Source organism: Delftia sp., assembly GCF_059499305.1.
Genome location: NZ_JCABYI010000009.1, coordinates 282,388 through 306,162 on the forward strand (window position 1 = coordinate 282,388; position 23,775 = coordinate 306,162).

At 65.8% G+C, this 23,775-nt stretch carries 20 protein-coding genes and 4 tRNA genes; 19 read left to right on the forward strand and 5 right to left on the reverse strand.

All coding sequences use genetic code 11. The annotated features are described in order from the left end of the window. Nucleotides 1–10: 10 nt before the first annotated feature. The 7 genes from AC5I49_RS07680 (at nt 11) to adhP (ending at nt 7,881) form a co-directional block, all read left to right on the forward strand. Nucleotides 11–1,504: an NCS1 family nucleobase:cation symporter-1 gene (locus AC5I49_RS07680; protein ID WP_016453019.1), complete on the forward strand. Its 1,494-nt coding sequence runs from the start codon at nt 11–13 to the stop codon at nt 1,502–1,504. A 30-nt stretch (nt 1,505–1,534) separates the two neighbouring features. After that, on the forward strand, nt 1,535–2,995 hold the full coding sequence (gene hydA, locus AC5I49_RS07685; protein WP_016453018.1) for a dihydropyrimidinase: 1,461 nt from the start codon (nt 1,535–1,537) through the stop codon (nt 2,993–2,995). A gap of 24 nt (nt 2,996–3,019) precedes the next feature. Then, complete coding sequence (locus AC5I49_RS07690) at nt 3,020–4,288, forward strand: Zn-dependent hydrolase (protein WP_016445281.1); 1,269 nt, start codon at nt 3,020–3,022, stop codon at nt 4,286–4,288. Between the two features lie 70 nt (nt 4,289–4,358). After that, nucleotides 4,359–4,435: transfer RNA gene (locus tag AC5I49_RS07695), tRNA-Val, on the forward strand. A gap of 245 nt (nt 4,436–4,680) precedes the next feature. Then, nucleotides 4,681–5,220: a polyhydroxyalkanoate synthesis repressor PhaR gene (phaR, locus tag AC5I49_RS07700; protein ID WP_016445296.1), complete on the forward strand. Its 540-nt coding sequence runs from the start codon at nt 4,681–4,683 to the stop codon at nt 5,218–5,220. A gap of 92 nt (nt 5,221–5,312) precedes the next feature. Then, nucleotides 5,313–6,701: a 30S ribosomal protein S12 methylthiotransferase RimO gene (gene rimO, locus AC5I49_RS07705; protein ID WP_016453016.1), complete on the forward strand. Its 1,389-nt coding sequence runs from the start codon at nt 5,313–5,315 to the stop codon at nt 6,699–6,701. 151 nt (nt 6,702–6,852) lie between these two features. Then, nucleotides 6,853–7,881: an alcohol dehydrogenase AdhP gene (gene adhP / locus AC5I49_RS07710; protein WP_016445343.1), complete on the forward strand. Its 1,029-nt coding sequence runs from the start codon at nt 6,853–6,855 to the stop codon at nt 7,879–7,881. 64 nt (nt 7,882–7,945) lie between these two features. On the opposite strand, the gene AC5I49_RS07715 is transcribed toward adhP, so the two are convergent. From AC5I49_RS07715 to AC5I49_RS07735, 5 genes are all read right to left on the reverse strand, one after another. Further along, a complete protein-coding gene (locus AC5I49_RS07715; RefSeq protein ID WP_046237908.1) occupies nt 7,946–9,367 on the reverse strand; it encodes an MATE family efflux transporter in 1,422 nt (473 codons plus the stop codon). A gap of 47 nt (nt 9,368–9,414) precedes the next feature. Beyond that, nucleotides 9,415–10,014, reverse strand: coding sequence for a DUF2239 family protein (locus AC5I49_RS07720; protein ID WP_277849932.1), 600 nt, complete (start codon nt 10,012–10,014; stop codon nt 9,415–9,417). A 153-nt stretch (nt 10,015–10,167) separates the two neighbouring features. Beyond that, nucleotides 10,168–10,722 (reverse strand): elongation factor P, encoded by a 555-nt coding sequence (gene efp / locus AC5I49_RS07725; RefSeq protein WP_016445346.1) that lies wholly within the window; start codon nt 10,720–10,722, stop codon nt 10,168–10,170. A 163-nt stretch (nt 10,723–10,885) separates the two neighbouring features. Continuing rightward, nucleotides 10,886–12,019 (reverse strand): elongation factor P maturation arginine rhamnosyltransferase EarP, encoded by a 1,134-nt coding sequence (gene earP, locus AC5I49_RS07730; protein ID WP_277849766.1) that lies wholly within the window; start codon nt 12,017–12,019, stop codon nt 10,886–10,888. Between the two features lie 5 nt (nt 12,020–12,024). Beyond that, a complete protein-coding gene (locus AC5I49_RS07735) occupies nt 12,025–12,909 on the reverse strand; it encodes a LysR family transcriptional regulator (RefSeq protein ID WP_017406152.1) in 885 nt (294 codons plus the stop codon). A gap of 168 nt (nt 12,910–13,077) precedes the next feature. Here AC5I49_RS07735 and AC5I49_RS07740 point away from each other — a divergent pair, with 168 nt between their 5' ends. From AC5I49_RS07740 to pilV, 12 genes are all read left to right on the forward strand, one after another. Further along, nucleotides 13,078–14,295, forward strand: coding sequence for a CaiB/BaiF CoA transferase family protein (locus tag AC5I49_RS07740; protein ID WP_016453012.1), 1,218 nt, complete (start codon nt 13,078–13,080; stop codon nt 14,293–14,295). After that, entirely contained in the window at nt 14,292–15,281 is a 990-nt protein-coding gene (locus tag AC5I49_RS07745) for a hydroxymethylglutaryl-CoA lyase (RefSeq protein ID WP_017406150.1), read from the forward strand. The genes AC5I49_RS07740 and AC5I49_RS07745 overlap by 4 nt, the downstream gene beginning before the upstream one ends. A 51-nt stretch (nt 15,282–15,332) precedes the next feature. Then, nucleotides 15,333–16,319 (forward strand): Bug family tripartite tricarboxylate transporter substrate binding protein, encoded by a 987-nt coding sequence (locus AC5I49_RS07750; RefSeq protein WP_016453010.1) that lies wholly within the window; start codon nt 15,333–15,335, stop codon nt 16,317–16,319. Between the two features lie 58 nt (nt 16,320–16,377). Next, a complete protein-coding gene (uvrC, locus tag AC5I49_RS07755; RefSeq protein WP_016453009.1) occupies nt 16,378–18,330 on the forward strand; it encodes an excinuclease ABC subunit UvrC in 1,953 nt (650 codons plus the stop codon). A 77-nt stretch (nt 18,331–18,407) separates the two neighbouring features. Next, nucleotides 18,408–18,977, forward strand: a complete 570-nt coding sequence (gene pgsA, locus AC5I49_RS07760; RefSeq protein ID WP_026062576.1) for a CDP-diacylglycerol--glycerol-3-phosphate 3-phosphatidyltransferase — start codon at nt 18,408–18,410, stop codon at nt 18,975–18,977. A 452-nt stretch (nt 18,978–19,429) separates the two neighbouring features. Next, nucleotides 19,430–19,702 (forward strand): HU family DNA-binding protein, encoded by a 273-nt coding sequence (locus AC5I49_RS07765; RefSeq protein ID WP_012204727.1) that lies wholly within the window; start codon nt 19,430–19,432, stop codon nt 19,700–19,702. A gap of 14 nt (nt 19,703–19,716) precedes the next feature. Further along, nucleotides 19,717–19,792, forward strand: a tRNA-Val gene (locus tag AC5I49_RS07770). A gap of 57 nt (nt 19,793–19,849) precedes the next feature. Next, nucleotides 19,850–21,745 (forward strand): SurA N-terminal domain-containing protein, encoded by a 1,896-nt coding sequence (locus AC5I49_RS07775; protein ID WP_016445403.1) that lies wholly within the window; start codon nt 19,850–19,852, stop codon nt 21,743–21,745. 74 nt (nt 21,746–21,819) lie between these two features. After that, a tRNA-His gene (locus AC5I49_RS07780) sits at nt 21,820–21,895 on the forward strand. Between the two features lie 269 nt (nt 21,896–22,164). Beyond that, a tRNA-His gene (locus AC5I49_RS07785) sits at nt 22,165–22,240 on the forward strand. A 454-nt stretch (nt 22,241–22,694) separates the two neighbouring features. Further along, nucleotides 22,695–23,207 carry a GspH/FimT family pseudopilin gene (locus AC5I49_RS07790; RefSeq protein WP_310038712.1) on the forward strand — a complete coding sequence of 171 codons (513 nt, stop codon included), beginning with the start codon at nt 22,695–22,697 and terminating at the stop codon, nt 23,205–23,207. A gap of 23 nt (nt 23,208–23,230) precedes the next feature. Then, nucleotides 23,231–23,752: a type IV pilus modification protein PilV gene (pilV, locus tag AC5I49_RS07795; RefSeq protein WP_495789129.1), complete on the forward strand. Its 522-nt coding sequence runs from the start codon at nt 23,231–23,233 to the stop codon at nt 23,750–23,752. Nucleotides 23,753–23,775: the final 23 nt, after the last annotated feature.

Genomic DNA, 23,775 nt, shown 5'->3' on the forward strand with positions numbered 1-23,775 from the left:
GAGCTTCGCAATGTCGCATGCCCCGCATTCCGGTGAGTCCGCAGGCAGCCTGTGGAACCACGACCTCGCACCCACGCTGCCTAGCCAGCGCACCTGGACCTGGTACCACTTCGCCGCCCTGTGGATAGGCATGGTGATGTGCATCCCGGCATACACGCTGGCCGCCAGCATGATCACGAACGGCATGTCGTGGTCGCAGGCGGTGATGACGGTGTTCCTGGGCAATCTCATCGTGCTGATTCCCATGCTGCTCATCGGCCATGCCGGGGCCAGGTACGGCATTCCTTTCGCTGTGCTGGCCCGTGCCTCGTTCGGCACCCACGGCGCCAAGCTGCCGGCCATGCTGCGGGCCCTGGTGGCCTGTGGCTGGTACGGCATCCAGACCTGGTTCGGCGGCATGATGATCTACACCCTGCTGGGCGTGCTGCTGGGCCATCCGCTGGAAGGCGAGAAGATCGCTGGCCTGGGCATCAATGTGGGGCAGCTGGTGTGCTTTCTGGTGTTCTGGGCGATCCAGTTCTACTTTGTGGTGCATGGCATCGAGTCCATCCGCAAGCTGGAGACCTGGACAGCGCCGCTCAAGATCCTGATCTGCTTCGTGCTGCTGGGATGGGTCTACCAGAAGGCCGGCGGCTTCGGCCCCATCATGGAGCAGCCTTCGCAGTACGCGCCGGGCGGCCCCAAGGCGGGCCAGTTCATGTCGGTGTTCTGGCCGTCGCTGACAGCCATGGTGGGCTTCTGGGCCACGCTGGCCTTGAACATTCCGGACTTCACGCGCTTTGCCAAGTCGCAGAAGGACCAGGTAGTGGGCCAGGCCATCGGCCTGCCCGTGCCCATGGGGCTGCTGGCCATGCTGGCGGTGGTGGTGACATCGGGCACCGTGGTGATCTACGGCAAGGCCCTGTGGGACCCCGTGGATGTCGCCAGCCGCATGACGGGCGCGGCCGTGCTGATCGCGCTCATCGTGCTGCTGATCGACACCGTGAGCGTGAACCTGGCGGCCAACCTGGTCGGGCCGGCCTATGACTTCTCCGCCCTGGCGCCCAAGAAGATCAGCTACCGCGTGGGTGGCTACATGACGGTGGCCATTGCCATCGTGATGATGCCCTGGAAGATCCTGGAATCGACCGAGGGCTACATCTTCACCTGGCTGATCGGCTACTCGGCCCTGCTGGGGCCGATCGCGGGCATTTTGATGGTGGACTACTTCCTGGTGCGCAAAAAGCAGCTGGTGGTGGAAGACCTGTACAGGGAAGAGGGCGCCTACCGCTACTCCAACGGCTGGAACTGGGTGGCCGTGGCCGCCTTCGCCCTGGGCGTGGCGCCCAACCTGCCCGGCTTCCTGCACGCGGCGTTCCCCGCTGCATTCCCGAACGTGGGTGATTTCTTCAAGCATGCCTATGACTACGCATGGTTCATCGGCCTGTTCATTGCCGGCGTGGTCTACCGCATCGGCATGGCAGGCCAGGTGACCAAGGGCGCGCCCGCGCTGAGCAAGGCATAGGCCGGACCAACCAACAGGAGGCATGACGCTATGGGTCAATCACAGGGTTCGGTATGGGTGCGTGGCGGCACGGTGGTGAATGCAGACCGGCAGGAGAAGGCCGACGTGCTGTGCGTGGATGGGGCGATTGCGGCCGTGGGGCCGGATGTGGCGGCCCTGGTGCCGGCCGGGGCGCAGGTGATCGATGCCTCGGGGCAGTTCGTCATGCCCGGTGGCATCGATCCGCACACCCACATGCAACTGCCCTTCATGGGCACGGTCACGGCCGATGACTTCTACACCGGCACGGCGGCGGCGCTGGCCGGTGGCACCACCAGCATCATCGATTTCGTCATTCCCGATCCGCAGGAGCCGCTGCTGGACGCCTACCGCAAATGGCGCGGCTGGGCCGAGAAATCGGCGGCGGACTACTCCTTCCACGTGGCCGTCACTTGGTGGAGCGACAGCGTCCATGCCGACATGGGCACGCTGGTGCGAGAGGAGGGCATCAACAGCTTCAAGCACTTCATGGCCTACAAGAACGCCATCATGTGCGACGACGAAACGCTGGTGAACAGCTTCAAGCGCGCGCTGGAGCTGGGCGCCATGCCCACGGTGCATGCCGAAAACGGCGAGCTGGTCTACCTGCTGCAGCAGGAAGTGGCCAAGATGGGCATCACCGGGCCCGAGGGCCATCCGCTGGCCCGTCCGCCCATGGTGGAGGCCGAGGCGGCCAACCGCGCCATCGCCATCGCCGGCGTGCTGGGCGTGCCCATCTACGTGGTGCATGTCAGCTGCACCGAGGCGGCGCAGGCCATTGCCGCGGCCCGTGCACGCGGCCAGCGCGTGTATGGCGAAGTGCTGGCCGGCCATCTGGTGATCGACGAAAGCGTGTACCGCGACCCCGACTTTGCCAAGGCGGCAGCCCATGTGATGAGCCCGCCCTTCCGTGCCAAAGGCCATCAGGAGTCCTTGTGGCAGGGCCTGCAGTCGGGCCAGCTGCACACCACGGCCACCGACCATTGCACCTTCTGCGCCGCGCAGAAAGCCATGGGCCGGGACAACTTCGCCAAGATCCCCAACGGCACCGGCGGCGTGGAGGAGCGTCTGGCCGTGATCTGGGATGCGGGCGTGAACACCGGCCGGCTGACGCCCAGCGAATTCGTGGCCATCACCTCGGCCAACACGGCCAAGCTTTTCAACATCTATCCGCGCAAGGGCCTGGTCGGCGTGGGCGCCGATGCCGATCTGGTCGTCTGGGACCCTGCTGCCACCCACACCCTGTCGGTCAAGACCCAGCATTCCAAGGGCGACTACAACATCTTCGAGGGGCGCACCGTGCAAGGCATGCCCAGCCACACCATCAGCCAGGGCGTGGTGGCCTATGCGCAGGGCGATCTGCGTGCCGAAAAGGGCAAGGGGCGCTATATCAAGCGCCCGGCCTTCGGCCCCAACTTCGACGCGGTGCAGCGCCGCGCCGCCACGCTGCAGCCCACGGCCGTGGTGCGCTGAAGCCCGCATGACAAGGAGACCGCAATGGATACAGATACCCAAGTGAAGCAGGACATCGCGCAGCTGCGCGTCAACGGAAGCCGGCTGTGGGATTCACTCATGGAGCTGGCGCAGATCGGCGCCACGCCCAAGGGCGGCGTCTGCCGCCTGACGCTGACCGACCTGGACCGCCAGGGCCGTGATCTGGTGACCCGCTGGGCGCGCGAGGCGGGCATGACGGTGACCATCGACAAGATCGGCAACGGATTCATGCGCCGGCCCGGGCGCGACAACAGCCTGCCGCCCATCATGACGGGCAGCCACATCGACACCCAGCCCACGGGCGGCAAGTTCGACGGCAACTACGGCGTGCTGGCAGGGCTGGAGGTGGTGCGCACGCTCAACGACCACGGCATCGAGACCGAAGCGCCCATCGAGGTGGCCTTCTGGACGAACGAGGAAGGCTCGCGCTTCGTGCCGGTAATGATGGGCTCGGGCGTGTTCGCCAAGGCCTTCACGCTGGAGCATGCCTATGCGGCCACCGACTCCGAAGGCAAGACCGTCAAGGGCGAGCTAGAGCGCATCGGCTATGTGGGCAGCCAGGAACCGGGAGACCACCCGATCGGCGCCTACTTCGAGTCCCACATCGAACAGGGCCCGGTGCTGGAGGACAACGCCAAGACCATTGGCGTGGTCACCGGCGTGCTGGGCATCCGCTGGTACGACTGCGTGGTCACGGGCATGGAGGCCCATGCCGGCCCCACGCCCATGGCCCTACGCAAGGATGCGCTGCAAGTGGCCGCGCAGCTGATGCAGGAAGTGGTGGCCTGCGCCCACCGCCATCCGCCCCACGGGCGCGGCACCGTGGGCATGGTGCAGGTCCATCCCAACAGCCGCAACGTGATCCCGGGGCAGGTCAAATTCAGCATCGACCTGCGCAACGCCACCGATGCCGACTGCGAAGCCATGGACGCCGACATCCGCGCAGTGGCCGACCGCATCAGCCGGGAGACGGGCCTGCCCATAGCGATCAACCTGGTGTCCAGCTACCCCGCCCAACCCTTCCATGCCGACTGCGTGGATGCGGTGGCGCGCGCCGCCAAGGCCCTGGGCTACTCGCACATGCCCGTCGTCTCGGGCGCCGGGCATGACGCGGTCTACATGGCGCGGCTGGCGCCGGCCGGCATGGTCTTCATCCCCTGCAAGGACGGCATCAGCCACAACGAGATCGAGGACGCCACGCCGGCCGACATCACCGCAGGCTGCAATGTGCTGATGCACGCCATGCTGGAACGCGCCAGGGTGGCGGGTTGATCCAAAAAACTGCGCAACTTGCCCGGAAGCCCTGTTTTGCACTGCTATACTTGCGGCTTCAACAAACGACAGGCGCGTAGCTCAGCTGGTTAGAGCACCACCTTGACATGGTGGGGGTCGTTGGTTCGAGTCCAATCGCGCCTACCAAACAAAGCAGTCTCACCAGGGGCTGCAAAAAAGAAATCCCGCTTCAAGCGGGATTTTTTTTGCCCCAACGGTTGCATGGCGGCCATTTGCCGTGTCGCATGCGTTGATCCCCATCAGGGTTACTGCTGCGCCGGGTGCTGCAGGTGCTGCCTAGAATCTGTTGCAGTGCAATAGCCGATTGCCCGCACGAGCCGGTGCAAGCAGGCGCAAACAGGTACAGCAGGTACAAGAGGAGAAGCATTGCAATGCAAGAGACGACAACAGCCGCCGCCCCCAGCGCCCAGCGCGTGATCAAGAAATACCCCAACCGCCGTCTCTACGACACCAACACGTCCTCCTACATCACGCTGACGGAAGTCAAGCAGCTCGTGATGGGCAACGAGCCCGTGGTGGTCAAGGACGCCAAGACGGGCGAAGACCTCACGCGCAGCATCCTGCTGCAGATCATTCTGGAAGAAGAGGCGGGCGGCGCGCCCATGTTCTCCGAGACCGTGCTGGCCAACATCATCCGTTTCTACGGCCACGCCATGCAGGGCTACATGGGCTCCTACCTGGAAAAGAACGTGCAGATGTTCACCGACTTCCAGAACAAGCTCGCCGAGCAGGCCCAGGGCACCTCGCCCGAGGCCTGGAGCCAGTTCATGCGCATGCAGCCGCCCGCCATGCAGAACATGATGAGCAGCTACATGGAGCAGTCGCAGAACATGTTCGCCCAGATGCAGGAGCAGATGCAAAAGCAGACCGAGCAGATGCTGGGCGCGCTCGGGATCAAGCGCAATAGCTGAGCTTGCAGGGATAAGTTCGGGGGCGGTTTACCAAGTTCGCGCAGAACTGGGACAATATCGCCCCTATGACCCCCACGAGCGACGCAACAACCATGACAACCCCTGCCGGCGCGGCCGCTCCGCGCGTGGGATTCGTCTCCCTCGGGTGCCCCAAGGCACTCACGGACTCCGAACTCATCCTCACCCAGCTCAGCGCCGAGGGCTACCAGACCTCCAAGACCTTCGAGGGCGCTGACCTGGTGATCGTCAACACCTGCGGCTTCATCGATGACGCCGTGCGCGAGAGCCTGGACACCATTGGCGAGGCGCTGGCCGAGAACGGCAAGGTCATCGTCACCGGCTGCCTGGGCGCCAAGGCGGGCAAGGATGGCGGCAACCTGATCCAGGAAGTGCACCCCAGCGTGCTGGCCGTGACCGGTCCGCACGCCACGCAGGAGGTGATGAATGCCGTCCACACCCATCTGCCCAAGCCGCACGATCCCTTCATTGACCTGGTGCCGGGCGCCTTTGGCGAGGCGGGCATCAAGCTCACGCCCAGGCACTACGCCTACCTGAAGATTTCCGAGGGCTGTAACCACCGCTGCACCTTCTGCATCATCCCTTCAATGCGCGGCGATCTGGTTTCGCGTCCGGTGGGCGATGTGCTCAAGGAGGCGCGTGCACTGTTCGAGGGTGGCGTCAAGGAGCTGCTGGTGATCAGCCAGGACACCTCGGCCTATGGCGTGGACGTGAAGTACCGCACGGGCTTCTGGGACGGCAAGCCGGTGAAGACACGCATGCTCGAACTGGTGCAGACGCTGGCCGAGATCGCCGAGCCCTATGGCGCCTGGGTGCGCCTGCACTATGTCTACCCGTACCCCAGCGTGGACGAGATCATTCCGTTCATGGCCACGGGCCGCGTGCTTCCCTATCTGGACGTGCCCTTCCAGCACAGCCATCCCGATGTCTTGAAGCGCATGAAGCGCCCCGCCAACGGCGAGAGGAACCTGGAGCGCCTGCAGCGCTGGCGCGAAATCTGCCCGGACCTGGTGATCCGCTCCACCTTCATCGCGGGCTTCCCCGGCGAGACGGAGCAGGAGTTCGAGCACCTGCTGCAGTTCCTGCGCGAGGCGCAGATCGACCGTGCGGGCTGCTTTGCGTACAGCCCGGTCGAAGGCGCTGCCGCCAACGAGATTCCCGGCATGCTGCCCCTGGAAGTGCGTGAGGAGCGCCGCGCGCGCTTCATGGCCGTGGCCGAGGAGGTTTCCACTGCGCGCCTGCAAAAGCGCGTGGGCCAGACCATGCAGGTGCTGGTGGACAAGTCCGTGGGCCTGGGCAAGAAGGGTGGCGTGGGCCGCAGCTATGCCGATGCCCCCGAGATCGACGGCCTGGTGCACCTGCTGCCGCCCGAGAAGGCCAGCAAGACCTACAAGGTGGGCGACTTCGTCAAGGCGCGCATCGTGGGCACGCAAGGCCATGACCTGGTGGGCCAGCCCGTGTAAGCCTGCCGTTCTGCCATCTCCCGAAAACGGGCAAGGTTCTCCTTGCCCGTTTTTTTGTCTTTTCCGGACCAGTGCCTGATATCGATCAAGGCGGCCGGACCTCTTCGCTGAAATGCTGTACCTACTTTGACGCAAAGAAAGGATGGCGCGAATGAACAGGACCATGAAGGCCGCCGTGGTGCGGGAGTTTGGCAAGCCGCTCACCATCGAGGAAGTCCCGGTGCCCAGGCCCGATCCCGGCCATGTGCTGGTGAAGATCGAGGCCTGCGGCGTCTGCCATACCGATTTGCACGCGGCGCAGGGCGACTGGCCCGTCAAGCCCAATCCGCCCTTCATTCCCGGCCACGAAGGCGTGGGCTACGTGGCCGCCGTGGGCGCGGGCGTCACCCACGTGAAGGAGGGCGACCGCGTGGGCATTCCGTGGCTGTACACGGCCTGCGGCCATTGCGAGCATTGCCTGGGTGGCTGGGAGACGCTGTGCGAGCAGCAAAAGAACACCGGCTACTCCGTCAACGGCGGCTTTGCGCAGTACGCGCTGGCCGATGCCAATTTCGTGGGCCTGCTGCCCGGCAGCGTGGACCTGATCGAGATCGCTCCCGTGCTGTGCGCGGGCGTCACGGTCTACAAGGGCCTGAAGGTCACCGACACCAGGCCCGGCAACTGGGTGGTGATCTCGGGCATCGGCGGCCTGGGCCACATGGCCGTGCAATATGCCAAGGCCATGGGCCTGAACGTGGCGGCGGTGGACGTGGATGACGACAAGCTGGCGCTGGCCAGGCGCCTGGGCGCACAGGTCACGGTCAATGCCATGACCACGGACCCTGCGGCCTATCTGAAAAAGGAGATTGGCGGCGCGCACGGCGCACTGGTGACGGCGGTCTCGCCCAAGGCCTTCGAGCAGGCGCTGGGCATGGTGCGGCGCGGCGGCACGGTATCGCTCAACGGCCTACCGCCCGGCAGCTTCCCGCTGCCCATCTTCAACATGGTGCTCAGCGGCGTGACGGTGCGTGGCTCCATCGTGGGCACGCGGCTGGACCTGCAGGAGTCGCTGGATTTCGCGGCCATGGGCAAGGTCAAGGCCACCGTGTCCACCGACCGGCTGGAGAACATCAACGACATCTTCGCGCGCATGCATGAAGGCAAGATCGAAGGGCGCGTGGTGCTGGACCTGAACGCCTGACGCTTTGCCCACCCCAAAAAAAAACAGGCTTCCCTCGGGAAGCCTGTTTTGCATGGCGCACGCCTTACACCATGCGGCGGATCGGGCGCTTCTTCCAGACCAGCTTGTAGTAGGCGGTCTGCAGGCACAGCGTCAGGGTGTAGGACAGCGGAAAGGCCATCCAGATTCCCATCAGCCCGAAGCTGCGGCTCAGCCACCATGCCAGGGGCAGCTCCAGCACGGCGAGCACCGTGATGGTGATGGCCGTGGGAATGACCACATCGCCGCTGGCACGCATGATGGACGACAGGGCAATGAAGCAGCCCAGCAGCAGGCCGCTCCACAGCACGATGTACAGCAGCTCGATGGCCAGCACCAGCACCTGCTCGTCGGTGATGAACATGCCCAGCAGCGGCCGCGCGAACAGGCTGCCGATCAGGGCCAGGGCGGCGCCCAATGCCAGGTTCATGCGGATGGCCGTGGCCGTGATGGCGCCCAGGCGCTCGCTGCGTCCCGCGCCAATGGCCTGGGCTCCGAGGATGGAGGCCGTGATGGCCACCGAAATGACCGGGAACTGCGCAAACGAGTTGATCTGGTTGACCGCACCGTAGGCTGCCGTGGCGCTGGAGCCGAAGCCGTTGACCAGCGACACGACGACCAGCCCGGCCATGGACGAAGCGATCATCTGCACGCCCGTGGGAATGCCCACGCGCAGGATGCTCTTGAGCAGGGTCCGGTCAATGCGCATGGCTTTCCACAGCGCGGCATTGGGCGCCAGCGGGCTGGCTATGCGGCGCAGCCGCCAGCCCAGCCAGGCCAGGGCCAGGGTGAAGCCCAGGATCATGGATACGCCCGCGCTGGCCACGCCCAGGCGCGGCAGGCCGCCCCAGCCCGCAATCAGCGCCGGCGTGCAGACCAGGCCCGTGCCGGTGGAGATCAGCAGGGCCAGCATGGGCGAGACCGTGTCGCCCACGCCGCGCAGCAGCGAGGTGGCCAGCAGGAACACGAACAGCCCCGGCATGCCCAGCAGCACGATGCGCGAATACAGCGTGGCCTGCTCCATGATGTCGGGCGGCGTGCCCAGCAGACGCATCAGCGGCTCGGTGAACAGTCCGCCGAACAGGGCCACGACGGCGCCGAACAGCAGCCCTATGCACATGGCCGTGCCTGCGATGGCGCGCAGCTTGTCGTGCATGCGCGCACCGTAGGCCTGGCCTATCAGCACCGAGGAGCCTGCGCCCAGGCCGATCACGAAGGCGATGAAGAGAAACATCACCGGAAAAAAGGCCGCGACGGCCGCCAGGGCCTGCACGCCCAGCATCTGGCCGATGAAGACGCTGTTGATGGTGCCCGACAGCGACTGCAGGATATTGGCCAGGACCATGGGGCCCAGGAACACCAGGAAGGTGCGCCACAGTGGCTGGGTGCCGTGGGCGATGGGCGGCCCGGCGGGGCTGGATGCGGCAGGCGCAGCAGCCTGGGGCAGAGGTTCGTTAGGTTTCGTCATGTTGTGTCTGTTAATGCGACGAGAAAATGCAATGGAAGGCGGGGGCTTCAGTCCTGCCCTGGCGATGGCGGCGAGGACCAGGCAGCGCTGCTCAGTTGCTGCAGATAGCTTCGCACATCCTCGGGCCAGGTGGCGGTGTGCCTTGCAAAGGCGTCGGCCTGGTGTGCAAAGAGGGCGCGGCTGGCGTCCTCGAAATGGGGCAGGTCGCCCGCCATCTCGCTCATGAATCGGTAGGCGGCCTCGGTGGCGGCGCGCACGGCATCCTGTGCGGCATGCTTGCCACGCGCCTCGTCCACCAGTCTGCGCAGTGCGCCGGAGGCGCCGCCGGGCTGGCGGTTCAGCCATTCCCAGTGCCGTGGCAGCAAGGTGACTTCGCGTGCCACCACGCCCAGCTTGGGGCGGCCCACGCTGCGCGGTGCGGCGGCTTGTCCGGGTGTGGGCGATGCGGCCAGTTCGCTGCGCCAGTCCAGGTCCAGCCGCATGCCGCTGTGGTCGTCGAAAACCCACAGCGGCGGCGCCGATCCGCTGCCTTGCGGCTGCTGTTCATGGCTTTGCAGGAACTGCAGGACGGCAGGCCTGTCCCCCTGCAGCAGGCGGCCATGGCCCTGGAAGATGGTGTAGCTGGGTGCGGGCTCGGCGCCCGCCATGCAAGAGTCGGTAGTCATGTGCTGAATATTAGCCGGGTAAAATATTCAAGTCAATTAAACCCGGGTAAATATCTGCATGGATGCCGCGCACCCAAAGAAAAAGCCCCTGGCAGAGACTGCCAGGGGCTTCGCAGAGGGAACTGCAGGCGTCGGTCAGACGCGCTTACGGTACTCGCCGGTGCGGGTATCGATTTCGATCTTGTCGCCCTGGCTCACGAACAGGGGCACGGGCACTTCAAAGCCGGTAGCGATCTTGGCGGGCTTGAGCACCTTGCCCGATGTGTCGCCCTTGACGGCGGGTTCGGTCCAGGTGATTTCGCGTTCCACGGACGTGGGCAGTTCGCAGGAGATGGCCTTGCCGTCGTAGAACACGACTTCGGCCTGCATGCCGTCTTCCAGGTAGTTGATGGCGTCGCCCATGTTGGCGGCTTCCACTTCGTACTGGTTGTATTCGGCATCCATCCAGACGTACATCGGATCGGCGAAGTAGGAGTAGGTGCACTCCTTCTTGTCCAGGATCACGTTGTCGATCTTGTCGTCGGCCTTGAACACGACTTCGGTGCCCATGTTCGACAGCAGGGCCTTGAGCTTCATGCGCACGGTGGCGGCGCCGCGGCCACCGCGAGCGTATTCGGTCTTCAGGACGATCATCGGGTCCTTGCCGTGCATGATCACGTTGCCGGCGCGGATTTCTTGAGCGATTTTCATAGCTTGCTTGGCTGAGGTTGAAGCCGCTCAACAGGGCAGGCAAGCGAAGTCGCTGGGACGGTGCGCCTGCCGCAGTTCCGCGGCGGGTGCAACCCTGGTTGGTCGATGGCGGCCGGCTGGCGGTCGCCCGCAACGGCGCCTCCAGGGAGGCAAAACGTGCATTCTAGCTTTTTTCGGTCACGAAAGCTTGCAGCTGCTCAATCAATGGGGTCTGTTGCAGCAGCCGCAGGCGCGCCGCCTGCACGCATTCCTGCCATTGCCGCAGCAGCGCAGGCGTGATTGCGGGCAGGGTGCTTGCGGGTGTCATGCCGTTCCAGGCATGGTGGAAGACGCGCAGGCTGGCTGGTGCCTGCAGCCAGTCCAGGAAGGCGTCGAGCTTGTCGTGGTGGGCGTCGTCGTGCTGGGGATAGATGTGCCAGACCAGGGGCTGGCCGGCCCACAGCGCGCGTACCAGCGAATCCTCGCCACGCACCAGGTTCAGGTCGCAGGCCCAGAGCATTTCGTCGAACTGAGGTTGGGGGCAGGGCTGCAGCGCATGCCGGGTCACCGCGCCTTGTTCCGTGGCGGGCACGCTGGTCATGGCCTGCTGCACCGCGGCTGCCGCGCGCCCGGGCGTCACCAGCAGATGCGTGGCCTGTGGTGCGGGCGGCGCAGCATGCAGCTGGCACAGCCAGTGCGGCAGGGCAGGAGGCTCGTAGCAGAACAGCGAGATGGCGCAATCGCCGGTGCCCATGCCGTGGCGTGTGCGCCAGGCCTGCCGGCCCTCGGAAGCAAAAGTCGCCTGGCGCGCGGCCAGGTCCGGCTCGCGCAGCAGGCCGCCCGTGGCGGCCGTGAAGCCCGGGTAGAAGAACCAGCGCGTCAACCCCGCAGCCGGCCCCGACATCAGCGGCGATGGCAGGCGGTGGCAGCGCTCCACATAGTCCTCGGCCGACAGGTACTCCAGGTTGATCCACAGCGGCGCGCGGCGCGCGATGGCCGCCAGAAAGGGCGGCGGAATCTCGCAGCCGAAGGCCTCGATGACCACATCGCCCACGGCCTGCGGGACGTCCTGCGCCTGCGTAGGCCAGCCGTGCACGCTGAGCCCGGCCGGGTGGGGCCGGGGCGCCATCCAGGCCAGGGCGCTGGCGTCGTCCATCCACAGCCGCACGCGCTGGCCGCGTGAGGCCAGGTCGGCCGCCGCGCGCCAGCACACGCCGATGTCGCCGAAGTTGTCTATGACCTGGCAGAAGATGTCCCAGGTCCGTGCAGCGGCCTGTTCTGGCAGAGGGGCCGGGGGGATGGGGTTGAAGGCAAGCATCGGAATCAGGGTTCGCACAGGTGTTCGACCAGCAACTGGGCCACGGGCGGCAGGGCCTCCTGCGAGCGCACGCACAGCATCAGCTGGCGCTCGGCCCAGGGCTCGTCCAGCGCAATGCAGCGCAGCGGCAGGGCACCCAGGTACAGGCGGGCACTGCCTTCGGGCAGGATGCCGACGCCCAGGCCCGAGGCCACCATCAGGCACAGCGCGTCATAGCCCGTGACCTTCATGCGCAGCCGGGGCTGCAGGCCCAGGTCGGCCGCGGCGCGCGTGATCTGGTGGTTGAGCGCGCTGCCGGCGTGCATGCCCACCAGGTCATGGTCCAGCACCTGGGCCAGCCGCAGCGAGCGCCGGCGCGCCAGCGCATGGCCCTGGGGGACGATGACGATGAGGCGATCGCGCCGGTACGGGCGCAGGCGGATCTTCTCGCCGTAGCTGCCCTGGTTGAGGATGCCGATATCGGCCTCGTTGTCGGCCACGGCGCGCGCGATGTCGCTGCTCACCCGCTCCTGCAGGCGCACGTCCACATGCGGGTGCTGGTCCAGGAAGCGCTGCAGCTGGGAGGGCAGGAACTGGGTGATGGCCGAGATGTTGGCCATCACGCGCACATGGCCGCGCAGGCCGCTGCCGTACTCGCGCATCTGCTCGCCGATGCCGTCCAGGTCATTGAGCACGCCGCGCGCCATGTTCAGCAGTGCATAGGCGGCGGCCGTGGGTACGCTGCCGCGGTTGCTGCGGGTGAACAGCTCCACCTGCAGCTGGCTCTCCAGCTCGGCCAGCCGCCGGCTGGCGGCCGAGGGGGCGATGTGTTCGCGTGCGGCAGCGCGTGCGATGGCGCTTTCCTCCATCACGGCCACGAACAGGCGCAGCGAAATCGGGTCGAGTTTCATGGGGTGGCGATTATCGCCCGGCCCCGCCCGACCGGGTTCTGCCATGCCGGTTTGCGATGGCAGCGTCGCGCTTGAGCGTTTTGCGGCCGGCGCGGACGGCGGCAAGATCGGCGCCGCGGCAATGCCATCGGAGGCCGGCCGCAGGAGACAAAGAGGAAGCGCTAACCCATGACACAACAGACAAGGCAGGCCCCCACACCCGGCGCGCTCAGCGGCGTGCGCGTGGTCGAGATGGGGCAATTGATCGCCGGGCCGTTCTGCGGCAAGACGCTGGGCGAGTTCGGCGCCGACGTGGTCAAGATCGAGGCGCCGGGCGCGGGCGATCCGCTGCGCAACTGGCGCCTGATCAAGAACGGCACCTCGGTCTGGTGGCAGGTGCAGTCGCGCAACAAGCGTTCGGTGGCGCTGGACCTGCGCCAGCAGGAGGGCCAGGACATCGCGCGGCGCCTGATCGCCGAGGCCGATGTGCTGGTGGAGAACTTCCGTCCCGGCACGCTGGAGGGCTGGGGTATGTCGCCCGAGCAGCTGCATGCGCTCAACCCCGGGCTGGTCATCCTGCGCATCTCGGGCTACGGCCAGACCGGCCCCTACCGCGACCTGCCGGGCTTTGGCGTGATCGGCGAGGCCATGGGCGGCCTGCGCCACCTGACGGCCGAGCCAGGCCGCGTGCCGGTGCGCGTGGGCGTCTCGATTGGCGACACGCTGGCCGCGCTGCATGGCGTGATCGGCGTGATGATGGCCCTGTACCACCGCAAGGTGAACGGCGGTGCCGGCCAGGTCATCGACGTGGCGCTGCATGAGGCCGTGTTCAACGTCATGGAAAGCCTGCTGCCCGAATACAGCGCCTTCGGCGCCGTGCGCGAGGCCGCAGGCAGCGCGCTGCCGGGCATTGCGCCGTCCAACGCCTATCCCTGCCAGGACGGCTGGGTGCTGGTGGCCGGCAATGGCGACTCCATCTTCAAGCGCCTGATGGCCACCATCGGCCGCCAGGACCTGGCTGACGATCCGCAACTGGCCGACAACGCGGGCCGCGTGGCGCGCATTGCCGAGATCGATGCCGTCATCGGCGGCTGGACGCGCACGCAGAGCGTGCAGGCCGTGATGGACCAGCTGGCCGCCGCACGCGTGCCGGCCGGCAAGGTCTACACCGCCAAGGACATTGCCGAGGACCCGCACTACCGCGCCCGCGACATGATCCTCAGCCAGCACACGCGCGACGGCGACGACATCGAGGTGCCGGGCATCGTGCCCAAGCTCTCGCTCACGCCGGGCACGGTGCGCACCAGCGCCCCCCATGTGGGCGACGACACCGACGCGGTGCTGGCCGAGGCCGGCCTCACGGCCGAACAGATTGCGCTGCTGCGCAGCAAGGGAGTGATCCAATGAACGCCGTCCACACCACGGATGTCTGGCAGGGCGCGGGCCGCCGCGTTTTCTTCAACGAGGTCGGCACGCGCGACGGGCTGCAGATGGAGCAGGCCTTCGTCCCCACCGAGGACAAGATCGCCCTGGTCAATGCACTGTCGCAGGCCGGCCTGTCCAAGATCGAGGTCACGGCCTTTGTCTCGCCCACGGCCATTCCCGCACTGCGCGATGGCGAAATCGTCATGCGCGAGATCGAACGCCGCCCCGGCACCGTCTACACCGCCCTGGTGCCCAATGCGCGGGGCGCCGAGCGCGCCATCGAGGCGCGCACGGACGAACTCAACCTCGTCATGTCGGTCAGCGAGACCCACAACCTGTGCAACCTGCGCATGCAGCGCAGCCAGTCGTTCGCGGCGCTGGCCCAGGTCGTGGCCACGGCGCAGCAGGCGGGCGTGCCCGTCAACGTCTCGCTGTCATGCTGCTTTGGCTGCCCCATGGAGGGCGATGTGCCGCAGCAGGAAGTCTTCGGCTGGGTGCAGCGCTTTGCCGATCTGGGCGTGCAGGGCATCACGCTGTGCGACACCACGGGCATGGCCTTCCCGACCCAGGTGCGCGCCATGGTGGCCGCCTTCCGGCAGCGCTGGCCGCAGCTGGGCATGACCCTGCATTTCCACAACACGCGCGGCATGGCGCTGGCCAATGTGCTGGCCTCCATCGAGGCGGGCGGCGACCGCTTCGACGCCTCCATCGGCGGCCTGGGCGGCTGCCCCTATGCGCCGGGCGCCTCGGGCAATGCCTGCACGGAGGACATCGTCCACGCGCTGCAGCTCATGGGCTACGACACCGGCGTGGACCTGGCGCAGATCGTCGCGGCCGCGCGCAGCCTGCCCGCGCTGATCGGCCATGACACGGCCAGCCAGATCGCCAAGGCCGGCGCGCGGCTGGACCTGCACCAGCCACCAGCCGACTTTGCAGCCATCCGCGAACGGGCTTTGGCCAAGGGCTGAGGCCGGCGCGCATTCTCATTCACAAGAACCGAGCAAACCAAGGAGACAAAGATGAAGAAGATTCAACGCAGACAGATCGCAGCCGTGGCCATGGCCATCGCAGGACTGGGCCTGGGCGGCACGGCCGCGCTGGCCCAGGGCGGCTACCCCGCCAAGACCATCACCATGATCGTGCCGGCCGCAGCCGGCGGCACCACCGACCTGGCCGCGCGCATGGCGGCCCAGGCGCTGGCGCCGGTGATCGGCCAGTCGGTGGTGGTGGACAACAAGGGCGGTGGCAACGGCTCCATCGCGGCCAGCCTGGTCAAGCGTGCCGAGGCCGATGGCTACACCCTGCTCATGCAGTACTCGGGCTACCACGTGATCTCGCCCCACCTGACCAAGACCCGCACCTGGGAGCAGGGCGACTTCCAGCCCGTGGCCAATGTGCTGTCGGCGCCGCAGATCATCGTGGTGCGGTCCGAGCTGCCCGTGAAGACGCTGGCCGAACTCGTGGCCTATGCCAAGGCCAACCCGGGCAAGCTGAACTACGCCTCTTCCGGCAACGGATCGCTGCAGCACGTGACCGGCGCCATGCTGGAGCAGCAGGCCGGCATCAAGATGGTCCACGTCCCCTACAAGGGCACGGGCCCCGCGCTGCAGGACCTGCTGGGTGGCCAGGTGGACCTGACCTTCGGCACGGCGCCGCCCTTCATGCCCCATGTGCAAAGCGGCAAGCTGCGCGTGCTGGCCGTCACCGGCACGCAGCGCCTGCCCAGCCTGCCTGATGCGCCCACCACGGCCGAGGCCGGCTACGCAGGCGTCAACGCCACCTCCTGGTTTGCCGTGTTCGCGCCCGCCGCCACGCCCAGGCCCGTGATCGACAAGCTCACGGCAGACCTCAAGAAGGTCGTGGAGAACCCGGCCTTCAAGCAAAAGGCGCAGGAGCAGGGCGCCACGGCCGACTACATGAACCCGCAGCAGCTCGGCGCCATGGTCAAGACCGACTGGGCCAACTGGGCCCAGGTGGTCAAGTCCTCGAAGATCGAGGCCGAGTAAGAGCCCGAGGGCCCGCAGGCCCGCTGCGGCGGGCCCGGGCAGCGGCCACAATAGGCGCATGTCCGAACCCCATTCCGATGAACTGCTGGCCCAGGTGGCAGCGCTGCCGGGCCTGCCCGGCGTCTACCGCTATTTCGACGCGGCAGGCACGCTGCTGTACGTGGGCAAGGCCATCAACCTCAAGCGCCGCGTCTCCAGCTACTTCACCAAGAACCATGGCGGCACGCGCATAGGCCACATGGTGGGCAAGATCGCCCGCATGGAGACCACGGTGGTGCGCTCCGAGGCCGAGGCCCTGCTGCTCGAAAACAATCTGATCAAGACGCAGCAACCCAAGTACAACATCCTGTTCAGGGACGACAAGAGCTATCCCTATCTGAAGATCACCGGCGTGGCCGCGCGCGACGGCCGGGATGGCGAGCCGGCCCACCAGCTCTTTGCCCGCATGGCCTACTACCGCGGCGCCGTGGACAAGCGCCACCGCTACTTCGGCCCCTATCCCAATGCCTGGGCCGTCAAGGAAAGCATCCAGCTGCTGCAAAAGGTCTTCAGGCTGCGCACCTGCGAGGACACGGTCTTCGCCAACCGCTCGCGGCCCTGCCTGCTCTACCAGATCAAGCGCTGCTCCGGCCCCTGCGTGGACCTGATCTCGCCCGAAGCCTATGCGCTGGATGTGCGCAATGCCGAGGCCATGCTGCGCGGCGAGACCCAGGAACTGCTGCGCCAGCTGGAGGCCCGCATGATGGAGCACGCCGGGCGCATGGAATACGAGCAGGCCGCCGAGGTGCGCAACCAAATGACGGCACTGTCGCGCGTGCTGCACCAGCAGGTCATAGAAACCGCCGACGACCGCGACGTGGACATCCTCGCCGTGAAGGTGCAGGGCGGTCGCGCCTGCGTGAACCTGGCCATGGTGCGCGGCGGCCGCCACCTGGGCGACCGGCCGTACTTTCCCGCCAACCTGGGCGATGCCGCCTCGGTCTACGCCGGCGAGGAAGAGGCCAGTCTTGCCGAGTCCGCGCGCCCGGTCGAGGAGATCGTGCTGGAGGCCTTCATCGCCCAGCACTACACCGGCGTGGCCGTGCCGCCCGTGCTCATCGTCAGCCACCCGGTGGACAAGAAACTGCTGGCGCTGCTGAGCGAGCAAGGCGGCGTGCGCATCACCGCCGTGCAGCAGCCGCGCGAGCAGCGGCGCATCTGGCTGGAGATGGCGCAAAAAAACGCCGACATCCAGATGGCCCGCCTGCTGGCCGAAGAAGGCTCGCAGCAGGCGCGCACGCGCGCCCTGGTCGAGGCGCTGGACCTGGCCTGCGAGAACCTGGACGAACTCACCATCGAATGCTTCGACATCTCGCACACGGCAGGCGAGGCCACGCAGGCCTCCTGCGTGGTCTTCCATCACCACAAGATGCAAAGCAGCGAATACCGGCGCTTCAACATCGAAGGCATCACGGGCGGCGACGACTATGCCGCCATGCGCCAGGTGCTGACGCGCCGCTACAGCCGCGTGGCCGAGGCGCAAAGAGAGGCGGGCGGTGCCGAGCTCACCGGCAAGCAGCCGCAACTGCCGGACCTGGTGCTGGTCGACGGTGGCAAGGGCCAGGTCAGCATGGCGCGCGAAGTCTTCGAGCAGCTGGGGCTCGATGTCTCGCGCATCGTGGGCGTGGAAAAGGGCGAGGGGCGCAAGGTCGGCCTGGAGGAGCTGGTCTTTGCCGACGGGCGCGAGAAGATCTACCTGGGCTACGACTCGGCCGCGCTGATGCTGGTGGCCCAGATCCGCGACGAGGCCCACCGCTTCGCCATCACCGGCATGCGCGCGGCGCGCGCCAAGGTGCGCGTAGGCGGCGGCAAGCTCGAGGAGATTCCGGGCGTGGGCCCCAAGAAGCGCGCGCGCCTGCTGCAGCGCTTCGGCGGCGTGCGCGGCGTGTCGGAAGCCACGGTGGAAGACCTGTGCAGCGTGGACGGCATCTCGGCCGCGCTGGCTGAAGATATCTACCGTGCATTGCATTGAAACGACTGTCCCGCGGGCTGCACCGCAGGCCCGCAAACAGAACCTCAAACACCAAGGTACGTGACACAATGGCGGCCATGTTTCTCACAATCCCCACCTTGATGACCTGTACGCGGATCGTCGCGATTCCGCTGATCGTCGGGGTGTTCTATGCGCCTTTCGACGTGGCGACCCGCAACCTGGTCGCCACGGTCATGTTCATCGTCTTCGCGGCCACCGACTGGCTCGACGGCTACCTGGCGCGCAAGCTCAACCAGACATCGGCCTTCGGCGCCTTCCTCGATCCCGTGGCCGACAAGTTCCTGGTCTGCGCCTCGCTGCTGGTGCTGGTGCATCTGCAGCGCACCGATGTGTTCGTGGCCCTGATCATCATCGGCCGCGAGATCGCCATCTCGGCCCTGCGCGAATGGATGGCCCACCTGGGCGCGGGCAAGAGCGTGGCCGTGCACATGCTGGGCAAGCTCAAGACCACGGCGCAGATGGTGGCCATCCCCTTCCTGCTGTACGACGGCCGTGTGTTCGGCATGATCGACACCGGCGTCTGGGGCCAGGTGCTGATCTGGGTGGCGGCGGTGCTCACCGTCTGGTCGATGGTCTACTACCTGCAAAAAGCCCTGCCGGAGATCCGCGCGCGGGTCACGCACTGAGGGCCTTTCCGGCCGTTCCCGGGATCCTGCGCCAGACACGTCAAACTGTCTGGCGTTGCTATTTTTTTGGAAGCATTTGAATCAGGCAGGGCAGCCGCTGCGGCGTCGTGGATGCGAAGCGGTGAGGCACATTGCAGCACTGGCAAGGCCTGCGGCGGGCAAGTCCATTGTCAACCCTTGTCAATTCGTGAAGCCGCTAGCACCCGCTGCGCGCAAAAAACCGGCCGCAAAGCCAAAGCTGGCGCCAAAACCGCATAGAATCGTGCCCTGTCGTTGCGATGCACAGCGTGCATTGACACCTGGAAGGTCGATGGCTTTAATTCACCGATGCCTGCCCCGAGGCAAGCGTCGAACGGCAAGCCAGATTCCGTATCCGTCGCGCCGGGTTTCTGGTCGCGCCAAGTTGGTGGCCGCAGAGACATTCCATTCACTTATTTCTCCAGAGGCATCTTGTGAATAAAACCGAACTGATTGAGCACATCGCTAACAACGCCGACATCTCCAAGGCTGCGGCTGCTCGCGCACTGGATTCCACGATTGAGGCTGTGAAGAAAACCCTCAAAAAGGGTGGTACAGTGTCGCTCGTTGGTTTTGGTACATTCGCCGTTGGCAAGCGCGCCGCCCGCACGGGCCGCAACCCCCGCACCGGCGAGACCATCAAGATCAAGGCCGCCAAGGTTCCCAAGTTCCGTCCGGGCAAGGCATTGAAGGATGCCCTGAACTGACACCAGTCAAGGTGGGGTGCTTAGCTCAGTTGGTAGAGCGGCGCCCTTACAAGGCGTAGGTCGGCGGTTCGACCCCGTCAGCACCCACCAAGAACAAAAGGCGAACGAAAGTTCGCCTTTTCTATTTCTGCCACTGAAAGACAGACCATGTTCGAATCCATCCGCAAGCATTCCAAGTTCGTGATGATCTTGTTGTTCTTGCTGATCATTCCCTCGTTCATCTTCGTGGGGGTCAACCAGAACTACTTCACCGAATCCAGCGTGATCGTCGCGCGTGTGGATGGACATGAGATCAAACAGGCCGACTGGGAGAACGCGCACCGCATGGAAAGCGACCGCCTGCGCGCCGAGAACCCCAACGTCGACCCCAAGCTGCTGGATTCGCCGCAGGCGCGCTACGCCACGCTGGAGAAGATGGTGCGTGACCAGGTGCTGGCCGCTGCCGTGCAGAAGATGCACCTGGCCGCATCGGATGCACAGCTGGTGCGCACGCTGCAGGAGATTCCCGCGATTGCCGCGCTCAAGAAGCCGGATGGCTCGATGGATGCCGAAGCCTACCGCGCCCTGGTCGGATCGCAGGGCCTGACGCCTGAGGGCTTCGAGGCCAATCTGCGCCGCGAACTGTCCATGAACCAGGTGATGGGTGGCGTCACGGGCACGGCCTTTGCGACCGACGCCCAGGTCAAGCAGGCCATCGATGCGCTGTACCAGCGCCGCGAAGTGCAGGTGGCACGCTTCGAAGCCAGCGCCTACGCCAGCAAGGTCCAGCCCACCGAGGCCGACCTCAAGGCCTACTACGACGCCCACACCAGCCAGTTCCAGCAACTGGAGCAGGCCAAGGTGGAATACCTGCTGCTGGATGTGCCCAGCATCGAGGCCGGCATCACGCTGAGCGAAGACGATGTGCGTTCCTACTACAACCAGAACGCCGAGCGCCTGGCCGGTCCCGAGGAGCGCCGCGCCAGCCACATCCTGATCAACGCATCCAAGGATGCCCCCGCGGCAGAGCAGGAGAAAGCCAAGGCCAAGGCCGAGGAACTGCTGGCCGAGCTGCGCAAGGACCCCAAGCGCTTCGCCGAGCTGGCCAAGGCCAACTCGCAGGACGGCGGCTCCGCTGCATCGGGTGGCGACCTGGGCTACTTCGGCCGTGGTGCCATGGTCAAGCCGTTCGAGGATGCAGCCTTCGGCATGAAGGTCGGCGACATCAGCGACGTGGTGCACAGCGACTTCGGCTACCACATCATCTCGCTGGTGGACATCAAGAAGCCCAAGGCGCCGAGCTTCGAGCAGATGCGTCCCAAGCTGGAGGCCGAACTCAAGCAGCAGCAGGCCCAGCGCAAGTTCGCCGAACTGGCGGAAGGCTTCTCCAACGCGGTCTACGAGCAGTCGGACAGCCTGCAGCCCGTGGCCGAGAAGTTCAAGCTCACCGTGCAAAAGGCAGACCATGTGACGCGCCAGCCCGGCCCCAACGTCAAGGGCCCCCTGGCCAATCCCCGTTTCCTGGAGGCGCTGTTCTCCAGCGATTCGCTCAACAACAAGCGCAACACCGATGCGGTGGAGCTGGGTTCCAACCAGTTGGTGGCCGGCCGCGTGGTGGAGTACACGCCTGCCCGCACGCTGCCCATGGCCGAGGTCGGCGACAAGCTGCGCACCCTGTATGTGGCGCAAAAATCCGCCGAACTGGCCAAGGCCGATGGCGAAGCCAAGCTCGCCGCATGGAAGGCCAAGCCTGACGCGGCGCAATTGCCCGCAGCCAAGGTGATCAGCCGTGACCAGCCCGAAGGCCAGTCGCGCGAAGTGGTGGACGCTGCCCTGCGTGCGCCCACGGCCCAGCTGCCTGCGTGGACGGGTGTTGACCTGGGCGCGCAAGGCTATGCCGTGGTCAAGATCAACCGCATCGTCGAGCGTCCGGCCGATGATGCGCAGGCGGCTGCCGCGCAGAAGCAGGACTTCCTGCGAAGCTCGGCCGTGGCGGAAGCTATGGCATACTACGAGCTTCTCAAGAAACAGCTCAAGGTGCAGATCAAGGTCCCGCGCCCCTGATGAGGGAAATTTCTAGAAAAACAGAAATTTCAGAAATCAAGCAGTTTTTTGGAATAGAATAGCGTTCTTCTACGGTGGCTGTAGCTCAGTTGGTAGAGTCCAGGATTGTGATTCCTGTTGTCGTGGGTTCGAGCCCCATCAGCCACCCCAAATAAAAAAATCCCCAGAGCAGAAATGCTCTGGGGATTTTTGCTTTGGGCGGCAGGGGGACTGCTTGTGCCCGGCAGCTTGTCCCCGGCAGCTTCAGGTGCGCCGGACAAGGTCCCTGCCGGCTGCGGCTGCATGGAGGATGGCGCCATCCTGCCCTTTGCCCGCGTCCCCCGATGCGCCGTTGTTCCTGCTGCACCCGATCCGTCACGCAACGCCTGTTCCAAAGCATTTGTCTGCTGGTTTTTGGCATATAATCGAATGCTTCAACGGTGGCTGTAGCTCAGTTGGTAGAGTCCAGGATTGTGATTCCTGTTGTCGTGGGTTCGAGCCCCATCAGCCACCCCAAACAAGAAAATCCCCAGTGCAGAAATGCACTGGGGATTTTTGCTTTGGGCGCAAACTTTATCTTCCTCGGGCTGGAAGCTGACGGGATATTCGCATCGCCAATTGCGCTGCGGCTGGATTGCGGCCGCGCATGCTGCGGTGGATTTTCAGGCGCTTGGTGCGAGGCCTGCCTCCTGACTTCGGGACCTGCCGTATCGCCACCGTGGCCATGCCATGCCCGTTGCGCGGGCCGTCCCGCCGAGCTTGCGTGCACGGACGGCGGGCCGGGCTTGCTGGATGGGGTGTTGCGCTTTGCGCAGGTTTTTATAAGACAAGTCCTATATTTGTCCCATAACCTGTGTCAATAGGTGTTCTAAATTGCCTTTGCATTACGATTGCAAACATCAATAAAGAGCAATGGCGCAGGGCTTGCAGGCCTGTCGCATGGTTCCCCGGCAACGAGAAGCACGCTTGCATGAAAAACCCCGGTCACACGCGCAACGGCTGTCCAGGCGGCACATGGCAATGGCCCCGTGGCTTCACCCTCATCGAGATGATGGTGGTGGTGGCGCTGGTCGCGATTCTGGCCGCTCTGGCCGCTCCTTCCTTCATCGCCCAAATAGCCAACCAGCGCGTCAGCTCGGCTGCGCTCGAGTTGCAGTCGTTGCTGCAGCTGGCTCGCTCCGAAGCGGTCTACAAACGGGTGGAAAGCAGCTTCGTGGGCGCGGGGCAGACATGGTCCGCCAAGTCGGGAGGGCAACTGGTGCGCGAGGCCCGGGTGCCTGAGGCCGTGACAGTCTCGCCCTCCGGTGATTCTTCCCAGGGTGTCCTGTTCGAAACCACGGGGACCGCCAGGCAGTTCTCCGGCGCCAGCACGCTGTACACGCTGACCGTCACGGCTCGCCATGCCACGCGCATGCAATGCCTGAGAGTGACCCGCGCCGGGCTTGTGCGCCAGCAGCGGCTGCCTGCCGGCGGCAGTTGCTGATGCGCGTGCAACGGGTCTGCAACATGTCCATTCCTTTTCCTTCTCGCAGGCAACGCGGCGCAGGCCTTATCGAGGTACTCGTCGCCGTGCTGCTGGTGGCCGTGGGGCTGCTGGGCGCCGTGCGCATCCATGTGCGTGCCATTGAATACACCGTGGATACCGAGCGGCGCCAGATGGCATCCATGCTGGCTTCCGAACTGCTGGAGACCCTGCGGGGGGACACGGCCACGGTCCTGGACGCGAAGGGCGCGCCCGTGGCGGAACTGGGCGGCTACCAGAAGCTGGAGGGTGCCGCGATGCCCGCGGCACCCGTGGCCTGCCAGCCTTTGCCGCAGCCGCGGGCGCAGCGCCTGGCCTGCTGGGGCGAGCGGGCCCGCAAGCTGGTGCCCGATCTCACCGAGGACCGCATCGACACCTCCTTCGCCGTGAGCGCCGATGCCGACGGCCTGGTGTCCGTGACGGTGGCCTGGCCGGTCAAGAAAGGCCAATGTCTGGATGGAAGCGACAATGAATTTTGCACATTCACGCTGCGGTCGCGGCTTTGAGCGCGGGCCGGGCGCACGGGCGT

Bases quoted from the DNA above. Each gene is read 5' to 3' on its own strand.
- phaR (WP_016445296.1), top strand. From the start codon at position 4,681: ATGCAAGAGACGACAACAGCCGCCGCCCCCAGCGCCCAGCGCGTGATC.
- earP (WP_277849766.1), bottom strand. From the start codon at position 12,019: ATGCTTGCCTTCAACCCCATCCCCCCGGCCCCTCTGCCAGAACAGGCC.
- efp (WP_016445346.1), bottom strand. From the start codon at position 10,722: ATGAAAATCGCTCAAGAAATCCGCGCCGGCAACGTGATCATGCACGGC.
- AC5I49_RS07745 (WP_017406150.1), top strand. From the start codon at position 14,292: ATGAACGCCGTCCACACCACGGATGTCTGGCAGGGCGCGGGCCGCCGC.
- AC5I49_RS07750 (WP_016453010.1), top strand. From the start codon at position 15,333: ATGAAGAAGATTCAACGCAGACAGATCGCAGCCGTGGCCATGGCCATC.
- AC5I49_RS07715 (WP_046237908.1), bottom strand. From the start codon at position 9,367: ATGACGAAACCTAACGAACCTCTGCCCCAGGCTGCTGCGCCTGCCGCA.
- AC5I49_RS07735 (WP_017406152.1), bottom strand. From the start codon at position 12,909: ATGAAACTCGACCCGATTTCGCTGCGCCTGTTCGTGGCCGTGATGGAG.
- AC5I49_RS07740 (WP_016453012.1), top strand. From the start codon at position 13,078: ATGACACAACAGACAAGGCAGGCCCCCACACCCGGCGCGCTCAGCGGC.
- adhP (WP_016445343.1), top strand. From the start codon at position 6,853: ATGAACAGGACCATGAAGGCCGCCGTGGTGCGGGAGTTTGGCAAGCCG.
- pgsA (WP_026062576.1), top strand. From the start codon at position 18,408: ATGTTTCTCACAATCCCCACCTTGATGACCTGTACGCGGATCGTCGCG.
- AC5I49_RS07720 (WP_277849932.1), bottom strand. From the start codon at position 10,014: ATGGCGGGCGCCGAGCCCGCACCCAGCTACACCATCTTCCAGGGCCAT.
- uvrC (WP_016453009.1), top strand. From the start codon at position 16,378: ATGTCCGAACCCCATTCCGATGAACTGCTGGCCCAGGTGGCAGCGCTG.
- rimO (WP_016453016.1), top strand. From the start codon at position 5,313: ATGACAACCCCTGCCGGCGCGGCCGCTCCGCGCGTGGGATTCGTCTCC.
- hydA (WP_016453018.1), top strand. From the start codon at position 1,535: ATGGGTCAATCACAGGGTTCGGTATGGGTGCGTGGCGGCACGGTGGTG.
- pilV (WP_495789129.1), top strand. From the start codon at position 23,231: ATGTCCATTCCTTTTCCTTCTCGCAGGCAACGCGGCGCAGGCCTTATC.
- AC5I49_RS07690 (WP_016445281.1), top strand. From the start codon at position 3,020: ATGGATACAGATACCCAAGTGAAGCAGGACATCGCGCAGCTGCGCGTC.
- AC5I49_RS07680 (WP_016453019.1), top strand. From the start codon at position 11: ATGTCGCATGCCCCGCATTCCGGTGAGTCCGCAGGCAGCCTGTGGAAC.
- AC5I49_RS07790 (WP_310038712.1), top strand. From the start codon at position 22,695: ATGAAAAACCCCGGTCACACGCGCAACGGCTGTCCAGGCGGCACATGG.
- AC5I49_RS07775 (WP_016445403.1), top strand. From the start codon at position 19,850: ATGTTCGAATCCATCCGCAAGCATTCCAAGTTCGTGATGATCTTGTTG.